Raw genomic sequence first — 18,926 nt, forward strand, 5'->3', positions numbered from 1 at the left:
TAACCACCGGACACCGCGTCCCCGAGACCAGCCAGGCACCCCGCCCCAGAGAACGACGACCTTGGTCCGGCAAAGCACAGCAAGCCTCTCCACCAAATGCCACATGCCATGCATGGGACGGCAATTCCCAGCAAAGACTGCAGCCTCATTCGCACGTCCCTCCCAGGCGAACCAGAGCAGGAGAAAGCGTGGGCTCGCTGGCCAAAACAGCATAGCTTTGCGAGTCCCAACCTCCCGCTTCGGGGATCGCAAGCCCGCAGCCGCCACAGCGCACGCAAGAAACCGCAGGTCGCGCGAGACGCATCCCCATGCCACCGAACAGCCCGCGTCCCAAAGACTCGCAAAGCTACCCCTTTTTGACCAGCACACCCCTGCCAGCTCCTGCTCTGGCCCCAAACGGCCGTGCAGGCGCGCCGCCGACCGCGTATATCGCCACCAACCGCCCGCACCGCCGGCCTCCGCGCGGCAGCCAGTCAACCGTCCACAGGCCGTTCGCAACCCCAGCCAGCACCCTACGCCCCCGCGCCGCCAGAGGCGCGCCCGCAAATCGGCCCCGGGATGCACGTCAGGCGATCCCCCACGCGCGCAACCGTCACCTCGATGCCATACACGCGGCTCATGACCTCGTCGGTCACAACCTCTCGAGCCGGGCCAACCTCCTGCACACGTCCACCGGCCAGCACGGCCGTCGGACAGTCGAGCAACAGCGCGTGGTCGGGATAGTGCGTCGTCATGAGCACGCCAATGCCACGATCACGCAGGCGCTCGACGAGTTCGATGAAGCGATACTGATTACCGAAGTCCAGATGCGCCGTCGGCTCGTCGAGCAGCAGCGCCTCGGGCTCCTGCGCCAGCGCCGACGCGATCATGACCAGCTGGCGCTCGCCGCCGGAAATCTCGGTGTAGGGGCGGTCAGCCAAATACTCGATGCCCAGATAGGCCAGCTGCTCGTGAGCAAAGGCGACGTCGGACTCACCCGGACTCGCCAGATAACCGATGCGCGAGGTACGCCCCATCGTCACGACGTCGATAACGGCGTAGGAAAACGACGGCGCGTGCGTCTGCGGCAGGTAGGCGAAGTGGCGCGCCAGCTCAACCGGTCGATACGATCCCACGGGCCGCCCATCCAGCTCGACGGAGCCGCCAAGCGGGTGCAGGTCGCCGATGAGGTTGCGCAGCAGTGTGGACTTTCCGGTTCCGTTTGTCCCCAGGATGCACAGCACACCGGGCGATTCGTAGCTCAGCGTCACGCCATCGAGCACGAGATGCTCGGCGTTGTACCCGAAGCGCAGATCAGTAGCCGTGAGTTTCATCGAGCCCCGCCCTCCCTCGTCGTCGCGCCGCTCATCACCAGTTCACCTTCCGGCGATAGATGAAGTACAGGAACACCGGCACGCCGATGATGCCGGTCACAACGCCAATCGGGATCTCCATGCTCGTGAGTGCACGGCACACGTCGTCGATGACGAGCAGATACGCGACGCCCAGCGCAAACGACGCAGGCAGCAGGCGGCGAAAATCCGGCCCAGTGATCATGCGCGCCAGATGTGGCACGACGATGCCGACCCATCCGATGATGCCCGACACGCTCACGGCAAGCGCCGCGATGACCGACGCCGCCACGATGACGACGCGCCGGTCGCGCTGCACATCAACGCCAAACGAGCGTGCCTCGGTGTCGCCGATGGCCAGCACGTTGAGCCGCCATCGAAACGCCAGCAGCACGAGCAGCGCCACAACGTAGAGCGGCAGGATCATCAGCAGCTTGTCGTAGCTCACCGCCGAGAATGACCCCATGAGCCAGTAGACGATCTGCGGGAGCTTCTCGGTGGGGTCGGCCACGAACTTCAGCAGCGAGACAAGCGAGGCGAACAGCGAGCTTATGAGCATGCCCGCCAGCACGAGCGTCACACTGGAGCGCTTGCTGCGCGAGGCGACGAGAAACGTCAGCGCCACGGTGACGAGGCCAAAGCCGATGGCCGAGAGCTGCGTGAACACCATGCCCGCGCCCAGGATGATGCCCAGCGCCGCGCCAAAGCCCGCACCGTTGGAGATGCCCAGCGTGTACGGCGAGGCCAGCGGGTTGCGAAACACGCCCTGGAACACGGCACCTGCCACCGACAGGCCGCCGCCCACGAGTGACGCCGCAAGGATGCGCGGCAGGCGCACCTGCCACACCATGCTCGCGGCAACCGCGTCGCCGGCGTAGTCCTGCCCGGTAAGGCGCGTCCAGAGAATAGCGACGACCTCGACCGGCGAGATGGCGTAGGCGCCGATCGTCAGCGAGATAACGATCGCTAGAACGGGAATAGCCACGAGCACGGCGATGACCAGGGGATTCATGTGGCGACGAGCCCCGGAGATACCGGGCGGCACCGCAACCGGGACCGGCGCGGGTGTCGAGCTCTTCATCGGACGTCACGCTCCCTCTCACAGTTGGCCTCGCGCACGAGCGCCCAAAGAACTGCGTACAAAAGGGGCGGATCGGCCGGCGCAATTGCACCGAACGTCGACCCGCCCCACACGAACCTATCGAATCAGAGGAAAGGCCTCACTCGCAATATTAGATCTCGCCGGTGAACTCGACGCCGTAGAAGTCCTGGTAGAAGTCCTTAGCTCGGGTGAGAACCTCGTCCTCGGAGACCGCCTCGGGATAGAACTGGTGCGCCAGCCACAGCTCGCCCAGGGCCATCGAGTCGGTGTCGGGGTTGCCCCACGGCTTCGTCCAGTACGGGGCGAGCAGCACGTTGCCGTCCTTGACGGCGCGCAGCTCGGCATACTTGGCATCAGTCGTGAACGACTCGTACAGGTCCATGTAGCGATCCTGGATGATGATGACGTCAGGATCCCAGACGGCGAGCTGCTCGACAGTGTACGTGCCGTTGCCCTGGATGTCGGCAGCGGCCACGTTGACGGCGCCGGCACGCAGCAGCTGGCAGCCAACGTACTTGTCGTTGCCGTACGTCTTGTCGTCGCGCATGGGGACGAAGGCGCGCACGCGCTCCTCGTCGGGCACGTCGCCGACAGCCTCGTCGACGGTCTGGCGGCTGGCAACGCAGAAGTCCCAGATCTCGTTGGCCTTGTCGAGCGAACCCGTGAGCGCGCCAAGCGTCTTGATGGCCCACTCGCAGCCCTCGGTGTAGGCGGCGTCGGCGTCGGCCAGGCGGGGGCTCTGGGCCTCGGCCTGCTTGCCCTCGCCGCGCAGCGAGACCATGACGACGGGGATGCCCAGGTCGCGGATCTGCTTCATGGCGTCCTCGTTGGCCTGAGACGCAGCGATGACAACGTCGGGCTTGAGCTCGGCGAGCTCCTCGACGTTCCAGTCCGTCAGGTCGCCGGGCGTGGGGACATCCTCGATGCCGGGGAAGACATCGAGCATGTACTCGCCCAGATCGCTCTTCCACTTGGCCTCCGTGCCGACGACCTTATCCTGCTGGCCCAGCTGGCACAGCATATCGAGCGAGTGGTGCTGCATGCAGACGACGCGCTTGACCGGGATCTCGACCGTGACCTCGTTGTCGCCCTGGTCCTTGAACGTCCACGAGCCGCTTTCGGCAGCCGGCGGGACGAACGCGGAGGAAGCGTCGGCAGCGGCGAAGCTGGCGTCCTTGGAAGCGGACTCGGCAAGAGCCGGGCCGGCGATGGCGAGCGAGGCAAGCGCGCCGGTGGCGACCAGGCCACCACGGACAAACGAGCGACGGCTAAAGGCCTGGCGCGCGCCCTTCTGAGAGTTGGCGTTACTCATGAGACAGCACTCCCTTCTTCGGATGTTCCGACAGGCGAGCTACGACATCGAGCGCACCAAAGCCTGTCCCTGTTAGCTCGGATGATATCGCTTTTGACACACGATGACTATCGACCTTCCATAATAAGAGCGTGCCATCGATTCTCAGGAGTGACGACGACGTGCGACGAGACTGCGCGCCGCCCACAAGCAGTCAGTTCACGTCAAACCGACCCTCCGGCGCCCTGCGCGATGGCCCCGTGCGCCCTGTGCGCGCATGCAAAACCGCCCTTTGTGGCCGCAGCCGTAAAGAACGAGCGATTCTCTGGCCCAAACACGCCGTCGTGCATGGGTGAGTCGGTCGAGAGGAGCCCAGAGCGCGAAGGAGGGCGCCTGCGACCTGCGGTTTCGCCGTGCGGGCCGTCGCGCAACGGAGAGCACCCATACACGACGCGCTCCTTTGGCCAGAATCGCGACCAAACCGGAAATCCGCCGCCTGCAGCCGGGAGCACGTAGCGCCCGCAGCTCGAGCAAGCCGCGCAGCAAGCCTCAGCCTACAGTCCCAGCAGGCTCTGCAGCTCGTCGCGCGTGTGGACGTCGAGCTTCGCGTAGAGGCGCCGAGCATGGCCGCGCACCGTGTTCTCGCTGATGTAAAGCTCCTCGGCGATGAAACCCTTGCTACGTCCCTTGGCCAGCATCTTGAGCACGTCGAGCTCGCGCTCCGTCAGCGCATACTCGCGAGCGAGTTGGTCGCACCGCTCGTCGAGGGAGGCAAACTCCTCGGGTGCCACCTTGCGGCGCAGGTCGCCGAAGATACGTTGCACGTCGGAGTCGCTCGTCTCCAGGCACAATGCCAACGTCACGCCCACAACCCACAGCAGCGCGACGCCCAGCACCGGCGTCATGGCGTCGATGCCCAGCGCATGCGCCAGAACAGAACCGCCGTAGCGCCCGCCCACATAGAGGCTCCACCCCAAGCCAAACACCACGTAGGGGTGACGGTCGCAGTGGTGGGCGACGTCGCAGAGCAGCAGCCACAGCAGCATGACAATAAGGCTCGACGTCAGCATCGAGAAGAGGTTCGTAACGAGCGGACTCAGCCCCAGGCAGTCAGACGCAATGACCGAAGCGAGCGCGATAAACACGAAGCGCCACAGCTGCGGGAAGCCCAACGCCCGATTGGCACCAAACACCCAGGCGAGCGCAGCGACCGCAAAGCCGATCTCGATGGCGTGGCCAAGTAAGCGACTCGCCCACAGGACAGACGATCCCTCGATCACGACAGGCGCCACCTGCCAGACCAGACAAAACACGAGCACACACGTCGCCGTGCGCGCAAGCGAGCCGTAGCTTCCCCGCCGGTAGATCAGCTCGCCGCGCCGCTCCTCGGGCCGCACCCAGCCAACGGTCGAGATAACTCGCAGCGAGGCGAATGACACGAGCGGAAGTGCCAGTGCCAGCACGATCCCCACAGGTGCCGGCGCCACATCAAAGACGACCTTGAGCGAAGAGCCCAGCAAGTACGACCCAAACAGACAGCCCACGGCGTCGCGGATGCCCAAGTCAGCAAAAACGGCGGACCATCGCAGATAGCCCCACGCCATGCACGCGCCTGCGACCACGACGTTGACGCTCGACCAGGCCGGCGAGGCGACGCCCAGCATTCCCGCCGCGCCCGACGACACTGAGTCGGCACACATGAGCACCGTCATCGGAACGTCAAGCCGCCCGACGGAAGACTCGCCAGCGCGGGTTCGCCACACCACGGCGCACGCAAGCAACACGACGGTCATAACGCCGTAGATGCCGAGCCACCAGGGACACGCCTTGGCCTGTTGGCGCAGGGGCGACGTGTTGAACCAGTAGATCCACACGTGCATGGTCCACAAGCTGAAGAAGGGCCAGAGCCGGCGCAGGGGTAGGGCGAAGATCCCCGGCTCTCGCATAGCGTCTCGCAGCACAGAGATCCCCTCTCGAGCAATCGCGCGGAACGGCGGCAAGGAGCGTCTTCGCATCCAGCAAGCGCCGTTGCGCCGCAGCGCCATCGTGTTAGTTCGACGCGCCTCATTTTAGCGCGGGGGACCCGATCTCTGCGAGGCGCGCCATGACGGCATCCCTCACGAGCGGGGCGTCACAAGCGCATGCAATGGCAGCTGCGGCACGCGCCAGATGACACCTCCGCGCGCAGAGAGCCATCCGGCCCCAGCACCACGCGCACCGCAACGCCCATCTCGTGCGAAGCGAAGCCCGCATACCCGCAGCGGCGTGCCAGCGAAGGCCGCATTGGAGAGCCGACGGACATCGCGAAGTCCGGCATGCAGCGCCATAAGCACACGTCATCAAGCACTAACCCGGGTACATCCCTTACCGACGTCGCGCATTCTTCAATGGACACCTTTCGTGCCTAGCGCTCATCGTCCCAGCTCACGGCACTTATTTTCGATGAGCACCTTTCGGGCCTCCCCTCGCCGAGGCTCGCCGGACATCATAGGGCCCAGCACGCCGCAGCCGCCGGAAGCAAGGCAACGGAGCAACGCGGGACACCCGCGCTACGCACCCCGCGCCGCACGAACACGACGCTCCCGACAGCCCGCGGCACGCCCACTTCCAACCTGGAGCGCGTGTCATCCAGGGCCACGCCGTCACCAGGCGGCAACCCCACAACTCGCGCCCCACACGCAAGAAAGGACACCCATGGACACGAACCTGAGCACCTCGCGCCGCAGCTTCATCGCTGGAGCCGCCGCAGCCGGCGTCGCCGCCGCGACGCTCGCTACCGCACCGGCCCGCGCCTCTGAGGCAGCCCCCGCGGCCGGCGACCCCAACGCCCTGCCCGAGGCCTGGGACATCGAGACGGACGTCGTCGTCATGGGCTACGGCTACGCCGCCCAGATCTCGGCCATCTCCGCTGCGCTCGAGGGCTCGAAGGTGCAGGTCTTCGAGAAGGCTCCCGAGGCCGAGGCCGGCGGCAACTCCGCCGTGTGCTGTGGCTACTTCAACCTCGTCTCCGGCGAGGGCTCGTTCGACTACTGGAAGGCCCTTGCCGACGGCGGCGTCTCCGACGAGGAGTGCCAGGCTGTGGCCGACGCGACGGAGCTCATGCCCCAGTGGCTCAAGGACAACGTCTTCCCCGACTGCGAGATCAGCACCTACGAAGGCGACAAGGCCACGAAGACGTTCAACGGCACGAAGTACCCCAACGCCGGCACGATGAGCATCTCCATCCCGCTCACCGGCCCCGGCACCGACAAGAACATGGGCCTGGGCAACGCCATGTGGCTCGCCATCGACAAGGTCATCCGCGAGGAGCACGCCGACGCCATCACCGTCAACTTCGAGTCGCCGGTCACGCACCTCATCTTCGACCCCGCCACGAAGGAGGTCTTCGGCGTCCGCGTCCAGCAGGGCGACAAGGAGATCTGCGTCAAGGCGGCCAAGGGCGTCGTCATGGCGTGCGGCGGCTTCGAGAACAACTACGAGATGATCAAGGACTTCTACCTGCCGACGCACGAGCAGTTCCACATCGGAAGCCCGTACAACACCGGCGACGGCATCATCATGCTCAACGAGATCGGCGCCAAGCTGCGCCACATGGCGGCCGTCGAGTACGGCTCGGCCTGCCACCTGGAGCTGTCGCGCAAGTACCACCAGGCCATCCCCACGCACAACGGTGGCGACAACACCCACATGGTGTACATCAACAAGCACGGCAAGCGCTTCATCGCAGAGAACAGCCGCTGGCCTGCGCACGACAAGCGTTACCCCTATCCCTGCTTCAACCAGGCGCTCCCGACGCTCGAGGTCACGAACTATCCTTGGTGGATGGTATTCGACGAGACGCGCCGCACGAAGGGCACGATCTTTGCCTGGTCTAACCCGATCCGCAACGAGGGCTGGGCGGCCGTTCGCGGCACGTACCAGTGGAGCGACGACTGCGCACCGGAGATCGAGGAGGGGCTCGTCCTGAAGGCCGACACGCTCGAGGACCTGGGCAAGCAGATGGGCTTCGAGGGCGACGACCTGCAGGCGTTCCTCGACGAGATGGCCGCGTTCAACGAGAACGGCGCCAACGGCGAGGATCCGGTCTTCGGTCGCGAACCCACCAACGACGAGGCCGACGGCCTGGGCATGACGGTGTCCGACGCCCCGTTCTACGCCATCCAGTGCGGCATCTGCTACCTCAACACGAACGGCGGCGGCGACCGCAGCGTCGACTACCAGATCAACGACTGGAACGGCAACCCGATCCCGCGCCTGTTCGAGGCCGGCGAGTTCGGCTCGATCTTCTACCACTACTACAGCGGCGGCGGAAACATCTGCGAGGCCTTCACCTCCGGCATGAAGTGCGGCCAGAACGTCTCCGCCCTGGAGGCCTGGGCGTAAGGCCATGCAGGGCGCATTCTAGGCACCATCGGGGCCGGGCATCCTCCTTCGCGAGGGTGCCTGGCCCCTTTTGCGTCACTTGGAGCACACGGCGCGGCCGGGCTGCGCAAACGGCAACGCGCGACCAGCCTGCGAGCGGGCATTTCTTTCGCTTGTGCAAGGTCTTGCAAAATCGAAGACGGGAAATGGGCGCGAATCGCGTTCGTGCGAGGTTTGCGCGGCCATTTTTGCACCCGGAGCATGGGCGGCGCGTCATCCTCAGCACGCCTACCTGCGGTTTCCCTAAACGGTAGCCTTCCCTGCGGCCGTAGCAATCGCCGCAAACCTCGCACGCCCGCAAATCGCGCCCGATTTGGGGGCATCGTTTTGCAAGACCCAGCACAACCGCGTTTTGCGCCCGGCCGAGAAGAGGCACAGCCCTGCACCGTCCCTACTCCACGCGCGCGAGCTCCTGCACGAAGAGCGGCACGAGGCGGTTGGGCGTGTCGCGGCGATAGACGGCGTAGCGGCGAAACGTCGTGTCGCGGTCAGCCAGCTCGTGGATCGTGCAGCTCTGCTGGTAGCTGCGTGGCACGCTGCCCGAGTAGTTGACGTACTGCCGACGCGAGAACGACCACATCTCGTCGTCATCGAGCGCATGCATAAAGAACTCGTCCATCGTCGCCGCATCGATGAACCGCACGGACGGCACGTGCCGACAGCCTTCGAAAAACGAGAGCACCTGGTCAAGGTAGTTGTCAACGGAAGCCGACGGCCAGGGAATGAACCGGTTGCATATCTCGTCCGCCATGACGGGGCGCCCCTCCTCGAACGCCCCGCGTGGCAGCGCAAAGACGATGGAGTCCTCCATGAGGGGGACGACCTCGAGCTCGTCGTCGGAGTCGGCCGAGTCGCAGCCAACGTGGTAGTCGATGATGACGTCGACTTCGCCGTCGGCCAGCGCCTCGCGGCTCGACTTGCCGCGCGCCCGCTTGACCTGCACGCCGAGGTTGCCGCACACCTGCTTGAGGCGGGCCTTCGCCAGAGAGACGCCGTCGATCATCGTGCGGTCGTCCAGCGCAAACGCCACGCGCACGCAGTTCGCCTGCTCGGCCTTCAGCCGCGCGATGTGGTCGGCCATGGCCTGATAGTCGGCCACGATCGTCGACGAACCGCGCAGCACCACGGAGCCGATGGGCGTCAGAGTAAGCCCCGCACCCTCGTGCTTGAACAGCTCGCCCCCCATCTCTGCCTCGAGGGCGGACAGGTGGCGGCTGAGCGTCGAGGGCGAGAGGTGCAGCTCCTCGGCAGCGCGCGTGACGTTGAGGAAGCGAGAGAACACGATGAACTCGCGATACAGCTCAATACCCATATGGCGATTGCGACCCCCTTTGTCGCGATCATACCCGCACAGAGCTGCGGCGTTGCAGATTCTGCAATGCGCATTCTATCACGTGCACGCCCACCTGAAATCCTTGCACGCACCGTGGCACCCCTTGCAGGAACGATCAGGGACGCCGCCTCGTACAATGGGCCGCGATCGGCAGGCCACAGGACCTGCCACGCAGGGGCACGCCCCACAGGCCGGCAACCCGGGCCAAAGACAGGGCGCCCCGCCCATCCAAGAGGAGGACTCACATGCAGCGCACCACCGCATCTGTCACCCGCCGCAGCTTCCTTGCCGCCGCCGGCGCCACGCTGGCCACGGCCGGCCTCGCCTCCACCGCGCTGGCCGCCGAGGGCGCATCCGACGCCCCCGCGTGGGACCAGGAGTGCGAGATCCTCGTCTGCGGCTACGGCGCTGCCGGTGCCGCCTGCGCCATCGAGGCGTCTGACCTGGGCTCCAAGGTGCTCATCATCGAGAAGGCCGCCCTGCCCGGTGGCTCCATGGCCCGCTGCGGCGGCGCCATCATGGGTGCCGGCACGCGCGTTCAGGAGCAGCTCGGCGTCACCGACACGCCCGATGCGCTGTTCAACTGGGTCAACACCTGCGTCAACCAGCACTACAACCTGTGCCCCGAGGAGATCATCCGCGCCTACGCCGACATCGCCGGCGAGGACGTCAACTGGATGATGGACCTGTGCGAGAAGTACTGCGGACACGAGCTGTTCGAGGTCGAGTGGGCCGAGGAGAACTCCAACGCCCAGGGCAACGAGGCCACGGGCGACAGCGGCAACGGCGTGACGTCGGGCTGCCTCAACGCCGTTGGCTGCGAGTACGACAAGTTCGGCATCACGCGCGACGAGGCCGTGCCCCGCTCGCACTGGGCGCATTCCTACGACGGCGCCCCCAACTCCGGCCCCGAGCTGTTCGACCCGATGTACGAGTGCATCAACAGCAAGATCGAGGAGGGCTCCATCGAGGTCCAGTACAACACGGCCCTCAAGGACTTCGTGCTCGGCAGCGACGGCGCAGTCATCGGCGTCATCGCCGAGACGGCTGACGGCGAGATCCGCATCAAGGCCTCCAAGGGCGTCATGCTCGCGACGGGCGGCTTCTGCGCGGCCGACGATATGAAGATGCGCTTCTGCCAGGACTCGCTGGGCTACGTCACGTACATGTGCCACGACTGCACCGGCGACGGCATCAAGGCCGCCATGCGCATCGGTGCCGACCTGTACAACATGTGCAACTACTACCCGATCGAGGTCGCGCAGGTCTACACGTTCGCGCCCAAGTACAACGACGTGTACAACTCGTGGCTCGACATGGACGAGACCGGCACGATGAACGTCCCGGCGCACAACATGGCCGAGTGCCACGGCGGCGTGCGCATCAACGCTGACGCCCAGGTGCTCGACGTCGACGGCAACGTCGTGCCCCACCTGTATTGCTCCGGCAATGACACCGGCACGAACATCTTCGGCGTACCCGGCAACTACCCTGGCTGCGGCTGCTACGTGAGCTTCGCGCTGGCATTCGGCCGCATCGCCGCCCGCAAGCTCGTCGAGGAGCAGGAGGGCGTGAACGCCGAGGTCGCCACCGACCCGTTCACGAGCGAGGACGTCGTCATCAAGGTTGACGAGAGCGCCGAGGCTGAGGCTGAGGGCCCGGTCGACCTGACCGGCAAGACGTTCAAGGACGGCGAGTACAGCGGCGAGGGCCAGGGCCGCGGCGGCAAGATCAACATCACAGTCGAGGTCAAGGACGGCGTCATCTCCGTCAAGGAGCTGACGCACGAGGCCGAGACCCGCGGCATCGGCGCCGAGCCCATCGAGGACGGCACGTACTCCGCGCAGATCGAGGAGGCTCAGGGCACCGACATCGACGGCCTGTCCGGCGCCACGCTCACGACGAACGGCGTCGTCGAGGCGCTGACGAACGCCCTCGCGCAGGCCGTGGAGGAGTAACAGGCGCGCCGCTCCGGCGAAAGCCGCGCGGCAACAGGTGAGCGCCACGAGCGCGTGCGATAATCTAGCGGAGAACCGCGCTGGGTTTCGCGCGCGTTTTTCTGTTTGCAGGGCCCCGGGTGCCGCGTCGCCTGTCAGGATGGCGCCATGCTACCCGCAGAAGACCACGCTGCCCGCGGAGATTGGAGGGGAGCCGCCATGGGATCTCGCCAGCTGCGCTATGTCACGCACGTCGCGCGCACGGGCAGCGTCTCGCAGACAGCGCGCGAGCTCTTCATCTCGCGGCAGGCCATCTCCAAAGCACTGCTCTCACTTGAACGGGAACTCGGCTTCGAGATATTCGACCGCGAAGGTGGCATGGCACCCACCCCCGAGGGTGCGGCGGTGCTCGGCCACATGGCGAGCCCTCGCCGAATTCGAAGAAATCGAGCTGTACGCGCGCTCACTCAGGCAACACGACCAACGGGGCGACGGCCAAACCCTCTCCGTCGCATACAAGTCGTTTCCTCTGGATTACCTGTTCTTTCACGAGGGCAACCCAGCATTTAATTTTATCGAAGAGTTCGCGCGGCGCTCGCCAAACCTACGTATGACGACGTTCAGCATGCCCGACTCCTCCATTCTGGACTCCATTGAGGCGGGGGCACTTGGGGCCGGCGTCGTGCAGGGGTCCTATACGCGCCCCGGCCTCTCGACGCTATCGCTGGGGCTCAGCGAGACACGCGTCATCGTCCCCCGCGAGAGCCCACTGTGCGCCAAGGCTCCGCTACACATCGCAGACCTGGAAGGAGTAGCCATCCGCAGCCCGCTCGACCTTGACCAGTTCACCTCGCGATTCATTGAGCGCTGCAGAGTAGCCGGATTCGAGCCGAGCTTCCACATACAGCCGCGGCCCCGAACCCAGGCAGCGCATCTGCGCCATCCAGGTCCGGGGCCGCATACCACCATCAATCCGGCGCGCCTACGCGTCGCGACCTGCCCAAGCTGACCAGCGAGCTCCTCGATGGTGTCCGCCTTCTTGACGGCGCCGCGCTCAACCGCCTCGTCGACCTCAGCCAGCCAGTCCGCGGAGACAAGGCCGCCGTTCTCGATGAGGACGCTGGGGTCGCTAATCGGGATGCGGCAGGTGTCCGTCGTCGTGGGCGCCAGCACCTCGTTCTCGAAAATCGTCGTCGGGAATGTCGAGTCGCAGATGGAGTACACCTTGTGGCCGACCGCCGACATCCAGGCCGCCGTGTTCGTCAAATCGCCCATCTGACCGCCGGGGTTGGCGTAGAGCTCCTGGATCGGAGCGTTGAACGGCTGGCGGTTGCCGTTCTTGCCGATGATGAGCCAGAGGTTATGAAACAGCTGGCGCTCGCCATGCCAGAAGTAGTGGTAGAAGCTACCGTCGCCGCCGGCCGTCATCTCGTCGATGGCGCCCTCCCAGTTGCACCAGGAGTCGTAGCCACAGAAGTCGGCGCCCAGGCCCAGGCCCATGCGGAAGACCTCGCCGGTGTGCGTGGGGACGGGACCGCCCAGCACGGTGCCCTCGTAGGCGCTGGGCAGATAGGCCTTGATGAGGTCCTTGTTCATGCCGAAACCGCCAGCGCACAGGATGACGCCCGTGGAGGCGCCCAGGTACTTCGCATCGCCGTTCTCGTCAATCACCACGACGCCGACGACGCGCGAGCTATCGCTCACAAGCTGCGAGCACTCCGTGAACAGGCGCAGGTCAGCGCCGGCGGCGCGAGCCGCGGCCTCCATGGCGTTCGTGGGGTTCTCCATACCCAGGACGTGGTTCTGCAGGCCGTTGGCCACGTCGGCGTCGCGCCACACCGCGCCGTCGCACACCATGTTCATGCCGTCCGTGCCCATGATGAAATCGCAGGCCTCGCCGGACATCTGGAGCATGTTGCGCAGGAACCACTCGTCGATGGAGAAGTTGTTGTCGGCCTCGTACATGCGAACGAAGGCGTTGAGGTCGGGCGGGAAGGTGGGCAGCGCGAACTCCATGGCGTTCTGATCGGCCGAGCCGCCGTAGCAGTTGGCAAACACGCACGCATGGCGCCCGGCACCACCGGTGATGGCGTCCTTCTCGACGGCGATGACCTTGTAGCCCTGCTGGGCAAGGTAGGCCGCCGCCACGAGGCCGCCACCGCCCAAGCCGACGATTACGACGTCGGCCTCGTCATCCCAGGCGGCCGGGGGCTCGGCGGGAGCGATGGGCGCAGCCTGCGGCAGGTTAGCGCCAGCGATGCCGCGGTCAAGCAGACGCTGCGTGACGGCATCGACGCCTGAGGACGCAGGGGCATCGGAAGCGGTAGGGACATCCGAGGTGGAGGAACCAGCTGCGGGCTCCGAAGCCAGTGCGACGGCCGAAGAAGCGCCAGTGAGCGCAGTGGCGGCCAGCCCCGCGACGCCCGCCGCTCTGCCGACGAAGCCACGGCGCGTGACGCCGGCGGTCGGCTCCGCGTGCGACTGCTCGGCAGCCTGAGAACAGGTGGCGTCCGGCACTCCAGAGAGGTCGTGATCAATCATGGCTATCTCCCCTTTGCATCATGTGAGCTGGCGTTTCCCTTCGCCAGCACCTTCAGGGAGAACCGTATCATCCCGGCGAGCGAGGCCCCTGCCACCCCCTCGTTGACGCCCCGCACCGAAAAGTTGACAAGCTCCGGGGCACGAGCGGCCAACGCCCACGCCCACCCCTCCTGGGGTAAGCACACTTCCGGCCGACCTCATGCCCAACGGCATCGTTAAATCTAGGCGCGAGGAGGCGTCGAGCCCCGCTCGAGACATCGTGTATACCGATTCCAATTTGCCAGACCAACAGAATCCCATCGGCTCTACACCCTGGTTTTTACGTCGTTTGACCATCAACAAATCCCAAACCGCTACACTTGGTTGAATTCGACTCTACGAAGACGGTTCGAGAGACCTGGGGTTACCAATAATGCATAGACTCACTTCATCGGGCCGAAAACAAACAGCGGGCATCGCCTGTACGGCAAGCTTTGCTTGTTACTGGGCATGGACATTTTGCACGCTCATTGCTCAGCAAACTCCAAATGTATCGAATCCATTAGACAGCGTCTGGTTTGTCAGCGCGGTCGCCCACATCGTTACGCTGTGCGCCTTGTACGCGCTTAGTCGCAGGAAAGCCCCCCATACCCGTACTTCACCTGCTATAGCAGGCGCCCCGCTCCTCATGCTCGCCGGCCACATCGCCCTTGCCACTCCCGCAGCGGGGATGGAAGCCCAGACCATCATGCGCCTATTGGGGGCAGCGCTCACCGGCATCGGTGCGGGAGGCTTCATCGTTTGCTGGGCAGAGCTATTCACAGGCCTTCCCCATCCTCGGGGATGGCAATGGCCCCTGCTCGCCGGAATCCTTGCAGCCACCCTCCTCGACATTCCGCTTGTTTTGCTTCCCCAGCCCATTCCGAATATGGTGCTCGCATTACTACCCATCATCGGTGCGCTTCTTATCCGCACGGGCACCACCTCCCAGGGCCCCACAGCCAGCGTATCGCCCAATTCGGCCAAATTCTTCGACCGTTCCGGCATCCAGGCCAAATGGGCCAGAGAGCAAGGACCGCACAACGGAACACCCCCGGCGAGAAGGCAGCCTCCCTTCCTCACTGCCTCCTCCGTACGCTTTGCCCTCTTCTGTCTCGCCTACTCTCTGCCGCTTGGCCTGTTCCAAAACCTCGTGGGGTCTTCCCGCTCTGACGCATCCTGGTGGCTGCCCCTTCTCGGTGGAAGTGAGGCACTCACCCTCGCCGTCGCCGCCGTCGACGAGCTCGTGCGCCGACGTCTCGGGTCCTCGGCAACCATCGGCGCCATAGTCATGCCCGTCGCCATTGCCGGCTTGCTCCTATGCGCTTCAACCAGCAGCGTAGGATTGGCATGGACAGGTCTGCTATTTTTCTTTTCTCAGCAGCTGCTCACCGTCATCGTATACGCCAGGGCATGCGAGGCGGCCCATCTGCGCCTACTTCCTGTCGCGTGCACGCTCGCGCCCGTCATCGTCATGACTGACGTTGGACTCGCCGCGGGCATGGTCGTGGCAGCGCTGGGAGCCAGCCCATCCGGCACGCCAACGTCCCCTCTCGTCCTGGGAGTCGCCTATGCCCTAATTCTCGTTGGCTTCTTCTCCTCGAAAGCTCTGCGCCCCGGCCAGGCGCTTATCCCCACCTCAAAGCGCTCCGACAACGACGAGCCTCCGGAACTCGTAGCAGCGCGCGTTGCCCGAAGCTACGAGCTCACACCGCGCGAAGAGAACCTCCTTGAGCAGCTCCTCCGCGGCAAAAGCGTTCCAGGCATTGCTCGAGACCTGTCTCTCTCCGTTAACACCGTGCGCTCCCACGTTGCCCACATCTATCAGAAGACCGGCGTCCACAGCAAAGACGAGCTCCTAGTTCTTGCAGCTCAAACAGCCTCATCCAATCTTGGTGAGACACGTCATCGCTAAATTCACCAGCACAGCATGCTGCCCTGAGACGCTGCGAAGGAGATGCTGTCACTCGTACGCGGCAGCGCGCCGCATCACCTTCGTGATTCGTAAGGAGAGAACAGCCATGACCAGTTCCCACATCGAACGCATGAGCCGCAGAACGTTCGCCAAGGGCGCAGGGGCCCTAGCGGCAGCAGGAGCCATTGGTGCAGCCACCCTGACCATCTCTCAACCCGCCATTGCCTCCGAGGCTTCCGAGGCCTCTGATGCCAAGTCTTCCTCTCCGGCGGCCGCCGACTCCACTGAGACCTGTGACATCGTCGTCATCGGCGCGGGAGCCGCCGGCCTTGCCGCCTGCGTCGAAGCCGCCGAGCTCGGCGCCAGCGTTATCTGCGTCGAAAGCCAGGCGACATCCGGTGGCAACGTCAAGGGCGTCGAGGGGTGCTTCGGCATCGGTTCGAGCATGCAGAGCAAGCAAGGCATTGAGATTGACCCTGGAGCCACGATTCGCTCGGAGCTCGAGGCGTCTCAGCTGCGCGCCAGCGGCCCCGGGTACGTCGACATGGTGCACGCCTCAGGCGCGAACATCGACTGGATGCTCGAAAACGGCGTCACGTTCAGCGACGTTGATGCCGCTATGGGCACGCTCAAGGTGTTTCATCGCTTCGCAAGCGGCACTGGTCAGAGCGACTACGTGGAGCCGATGACCTTCAAAGCCGAGGAGCTCGGCGTCACATTCCTGTATGAGACAGCCGCCACATCGCTTGTTCAGGACGCCTCGGGAAAGGTGAGCGGCGTTCTTGCCGAAGGTCCCGACGGCATCGTGCAGATTGATGCAAAAGCCGTCATCCTCGCCACCGGAGGCTTCGCCGACAACGACGAGATGATGGCGGAGTTTTGCCTCACAGACAACAAAATCTCGCGTGGCGGGTTCCCCGGCCATGACGGCTCGGGGCACAAAATGGCCATCGCCGCCGGTGCTCGTAGCTACCTATCCAACGCTGCCTTTCTCGCTGCCCACATCGTCAAGGGGCTGCCCGGCTATTACCAGAACGGCAAGTGGAGCTTTGTCATCGGCGTCAACGCCCCGTATGCGGTGTGGGTAAACGAGAAGGGTGAGCGATTCATCAACGAGGACTGCTCCGCCGCGAACATCATGCTCATGGCAGTGCCATCCTTCCGCAACAAGAGCACTCACGTCATCATGGACGCAGCCATGGTCGAGACCTTCATGGCAGGCGACGCCGAAGCCCAAAAGCAGCTCGATGACGGCCTTGCCTCCGGCGAGATCGTCAAAGCCGACACCATCGAAGAGCTCGCCGAAGCCATGGGCGTCGACGCTGACACCCTGTGCTCGACAATCAAAGAGTACAACGGCTTTGCTGAGATTGGTTCCGACCATAACTACGGCAAGGCGCCAGAATCCCTGCAGGCAATCGAACAAGCCCCATTCTACGGCATCCACGTCATCACCGAAATCAACGCGAGCGTGGGGTCCATTTACACTGACCGGACATTCCACGCGATTGATGAAGAGGGACAGCCTATCGCCGGGCTGTACGTTGTCGGCGTGGAGGGCGCCATGCTTTGGAGCAACATCTACACGATTAACGTCTCCGGAGGCTGCAACGCCAATAACGTCTACTCCGGGCGCACCGCCGCTCAGGATGCCGTGAGCACCTACCTGGCATAAGAAGGCAGGCCTGGCGGACGGCGCGCACTCGTCCACCGACCAAGACGAAGTAAGCCCTGCCCGCCGACAAACAATGCGGCCTCGCATCAGGGGAGCGCGTGACACTTTGGCCGGCCAATGGACAATCTCCGTTGGCCGGCCGCTTGCCCGGGATCGCTAATCTCCTGCGGGGAGGCCCGCGTCACTGGTGGGAGGCTGCTTCTTCTTGAGTGGGAACGTCTCGCTGACCGTAATGGCGGCGAAGATGAGGACGAAGCCCAGCAGCAGTCGCGGCGTGACCTGCTCGCCGTAGAGCAGCACCGAGAAAATCACGCCAAAGACCGACTCGAGGCTCAGCAGCAGCGAGGTCTGGGTCGGCGGCACGTGAGCCAGCGCCAGGTTCTGCGCGCCAAACGCGAAGATCGACGCGAACAGGATGAGAAACGCCATCTGCGCGACGACAGCCGGCGAGAAAACAGACAGGGTCGGCGCCGTCTCGGTGAGCGCGCCCATGCCCAAGCCGCACAGACCCTCCGTGAGAAACTGGATGACGGTGAGCACCAGCGCATCGGCAAAGCGGGAGAACTTCGAAACGAGCACGATATGGACGGCGAACATCAGCGCACCCACGAGCGTCATGAGCTCGCCAAAGCCGATGTGCAGACCCTCGCCGCTGCTGCTGACCGACACGAGCCAGATGCCCGCCACTGCCAACAACGCCGCGCCCACGTTGAAGACGCTCGGCCTGCGTCGCGCGACGATCCACCAGATGAACGGCACGATGACGCAGTACGTCGCCGTGAGAAACGCGTTGATGCCCGGCGTCGTATGCTGCAGCCCCACCGTCTGCGTCAGGAACGCCGAGAAGTCGAAGACGCCGAGCAGCACACCCGCCCCCAGCGTCCGCAAGCAAAACTCGGTTGCCACGCGACGACGCAGGATGGCAAGCAGGATCAGACCCGCCAGCGTAAAGCGGATGCCGAGTAGCCACGCCGGCTCCAGCACGCCCACGACGTCCTTCATGACGACAAAGCTGCCGCCCCAGATCATCGTGGCGATGACGACAAGCACCTTGTACGTCCAGGTGGGCAGCGTGTCGAGCGAGCGGGCAGATCCTGTCACGGCAGCGTCCTCTTCTTGGGATGGGATTGGCCGCACATCGACGTGCGGCAGCCGTCGCATCATACCATCCCACACGCAAGAAACCGGGGAGTCGCGAGGGCGCCACCCCCGAGCCTCCTGCTACAAAATGGCGCCTCGTGAAATGCGCTGCTACAAATGCGGCGATAGGGGATGCGGCAGATTTCTTGGACCAATCCTACACCGGCAGGCCCAGCCTCGCCCTCCTGCCGTCGATCGTCTCGTAGCGGGTCCGGGTGCGC

12 protein-coding genes and 1 pseudogene are annotated in these 18,926 nt (G+C 64.8%); 6 read left to right on the plus strand and 7 right to left on the minus strand.

Features of this window, described 5'->3' with window-relative positions; translation table 11 throughout:
* Positions 1-512: 512 nt before the first annotated feature.
* The 4 genes from KHZ24_06750 to KHZ24_06765 form a co-directional block, all read right to left on the minus strand.
* Complete coding sequence (locus KHZ24_06750; GenBank protein MBS5450897.1) at positions 513-1,313, minus strand: ABC transporter ATP-binding protein; 801 nt, start codon at positions 1,311-1,313, stop codon at positions 513-515.
* Between the two features lie 34 nt (positions 1,314-1,347).
* Entirely contained in the window at positions 1,348-2,343 is a 996-nt protein-coding gene (locus KHZ24_06755; protein ID MBS5450898.1) for an iron ABC transporter permease, read from the minus strand.
* Between the two features lie 220 nt (positions 2,344-2,563).
* On the minus strand, positions 2,564-3,745 hold the full coding sequence (locus tag KHZ24_06760; GenBank protein MBS5450899.1) for an ABC transporter substrate-binding protein: 1,182 nt from the start codon (positions 3,743-3,745) through the stop codon (positions 2,564-2,566).
* A gap of 533 nt (positions 3,746-4,278) precedes the next feature.
* The gene (locus tag KHZ24_06765; GenBank protein MBS5450900.1) at positions 4,279-5,685 is read right to left on the minus strand and encodes a response regulator transcription factor; all 1,407 of its coding nucleotides are present in this window, start codon (positions 5,683-5,685) and stop codon (positions 4,279-4,281) included.
* 733 nt (positions 5,686-6,418) lie between these two features.
* Here KHZ24_06765 and KHZ24_06770 point away from each other — a divergent pair.
* Positions 6,419-8,107 (plus strand): FAD-binding protein, encoded by a 1,689-nt coding sequence (locus KHZ24_06770; protein MBS5450901.1) that lies wholly within the window; start codon positions 6,419-6,421, stop codon positions 8,105-8,107.
* A 430-nt stretch (positions 8,108-8,537) separates the two neighbouring features.
* On the opposite strand, the gene KHZ24_06775 is transcribed toward KHZ24_06770, so the two are convergent.
* Entirely contained in the window at positions 8,538-9,458 is a 921-nt protein-coding gene (locus KHZ24_06775; GenBank protein MBS5450902.1) for a LysR family transcriptional regulator, read from the minus strand.
* 266 nt (positions 9,459-9,724) lie between these two features.
* On the opposite strand from KHZ24_06775, the gene KHZ24_06780 reads away from it, so the two are divergent.
* The 3 genes from KHZ24_06780 to KHZ24_06790 all read left to right on the plus strand — a co-directional run bounded on the left by KHZ24_06780 (position 9,725) and on the right by KHZ24_06790 (position 12,425).
* A complete protein-coding gene (locus KHZ24_06780; protein ID MBS5450903.1) occupies positions 9,725-11,437 on the plus strand; it encodes an FAD-binding protein in 1,713 nt (570 codons plus the stop codon).
* Between the two features lie 198 nt (positions 11,438-11,635).
* Positions 11,636-11,986 carry a LysR family transcriptional regulator gene (locus KHZ24_06785; GenBank protein ID MBS5450904.1) on the plus strand — a complete coding sequence of 117 codons (351 nt, stop codon included), beginning with the start codon at positions 11,636-11,638 and terminating at the stop codon, positions 11,984-11,986.
* Between the two features lie 40 nt (positions 11,987-12,026).
* A complete protein-coding gene (locus KHZ24_06790; GenBank protein ID MBS5450905.1) occupies positions 12,027-12,425 on the plus strand; it encodes a hypothetical protein in 399 nt (132 codons plus the stop codon).
* Between the two features lie 2 nt (positions 12,426-12,427).
* On the opposite strand, the pseudogene KHZ24_06795 reads toward KHZ24_06790, so the two are convergent.
* Positions 12,428-13,957: pseudogene (locus tag KHZ24_06795) on the minus strand (FAD-binding protein).
* Between the two features lie 667 nt (positions 13,958-14,624).
* Between KHZ24_06795 and KHZ24_06800 the strand changes: the two are divergent.
* Positions 14,625-15,890, plus strand: a complete 1,266-nt coding sequence (locus KHZ24_06800) for a response regulator transcription factor (protein ID MBS5450906.1) — start codon at positions 14,625-14,627, stop codon at positions 15,888-15,890.
* Between the two features lie 106 nt (positions 15,891-15,996).
* A complete protein-coding gene (locus tag KHZ24_06805; GenBank protein ID MBS5450907.1) occupies positions 15,997-17,565 on the plus strand; it encodes an FAD-dependent oxidoreductase in 1,569 nt (522 codons plus the stop codon).
* 156 nt (positions 17,566-17,721) lie between these two features.
* Here the strand turns inward: KHZ24_06805 and KHZ24_06810 are convergent, their stop codons facing one another.
* Positions 17,722-18,666: a DMT family transporter gene (locus KHZ24_06810; protein ID MBS5450908.1), complete on the minus strand. Its 945-nt coding sequence runs from the start codon at positions 18,664-18,666 to the stop codon at positions 17,722-17,724.
* Positions 18,667-18,926: the final 260 nt, after the last annotated feature.

The organism is Coriobacteriia bacterium (assembly GCA_018368455.1).
GTDB lineage: Bacteria > Actinomycetota > Coriobacteriia > Coriobacteriales > UMGS124 > JAGZEG01.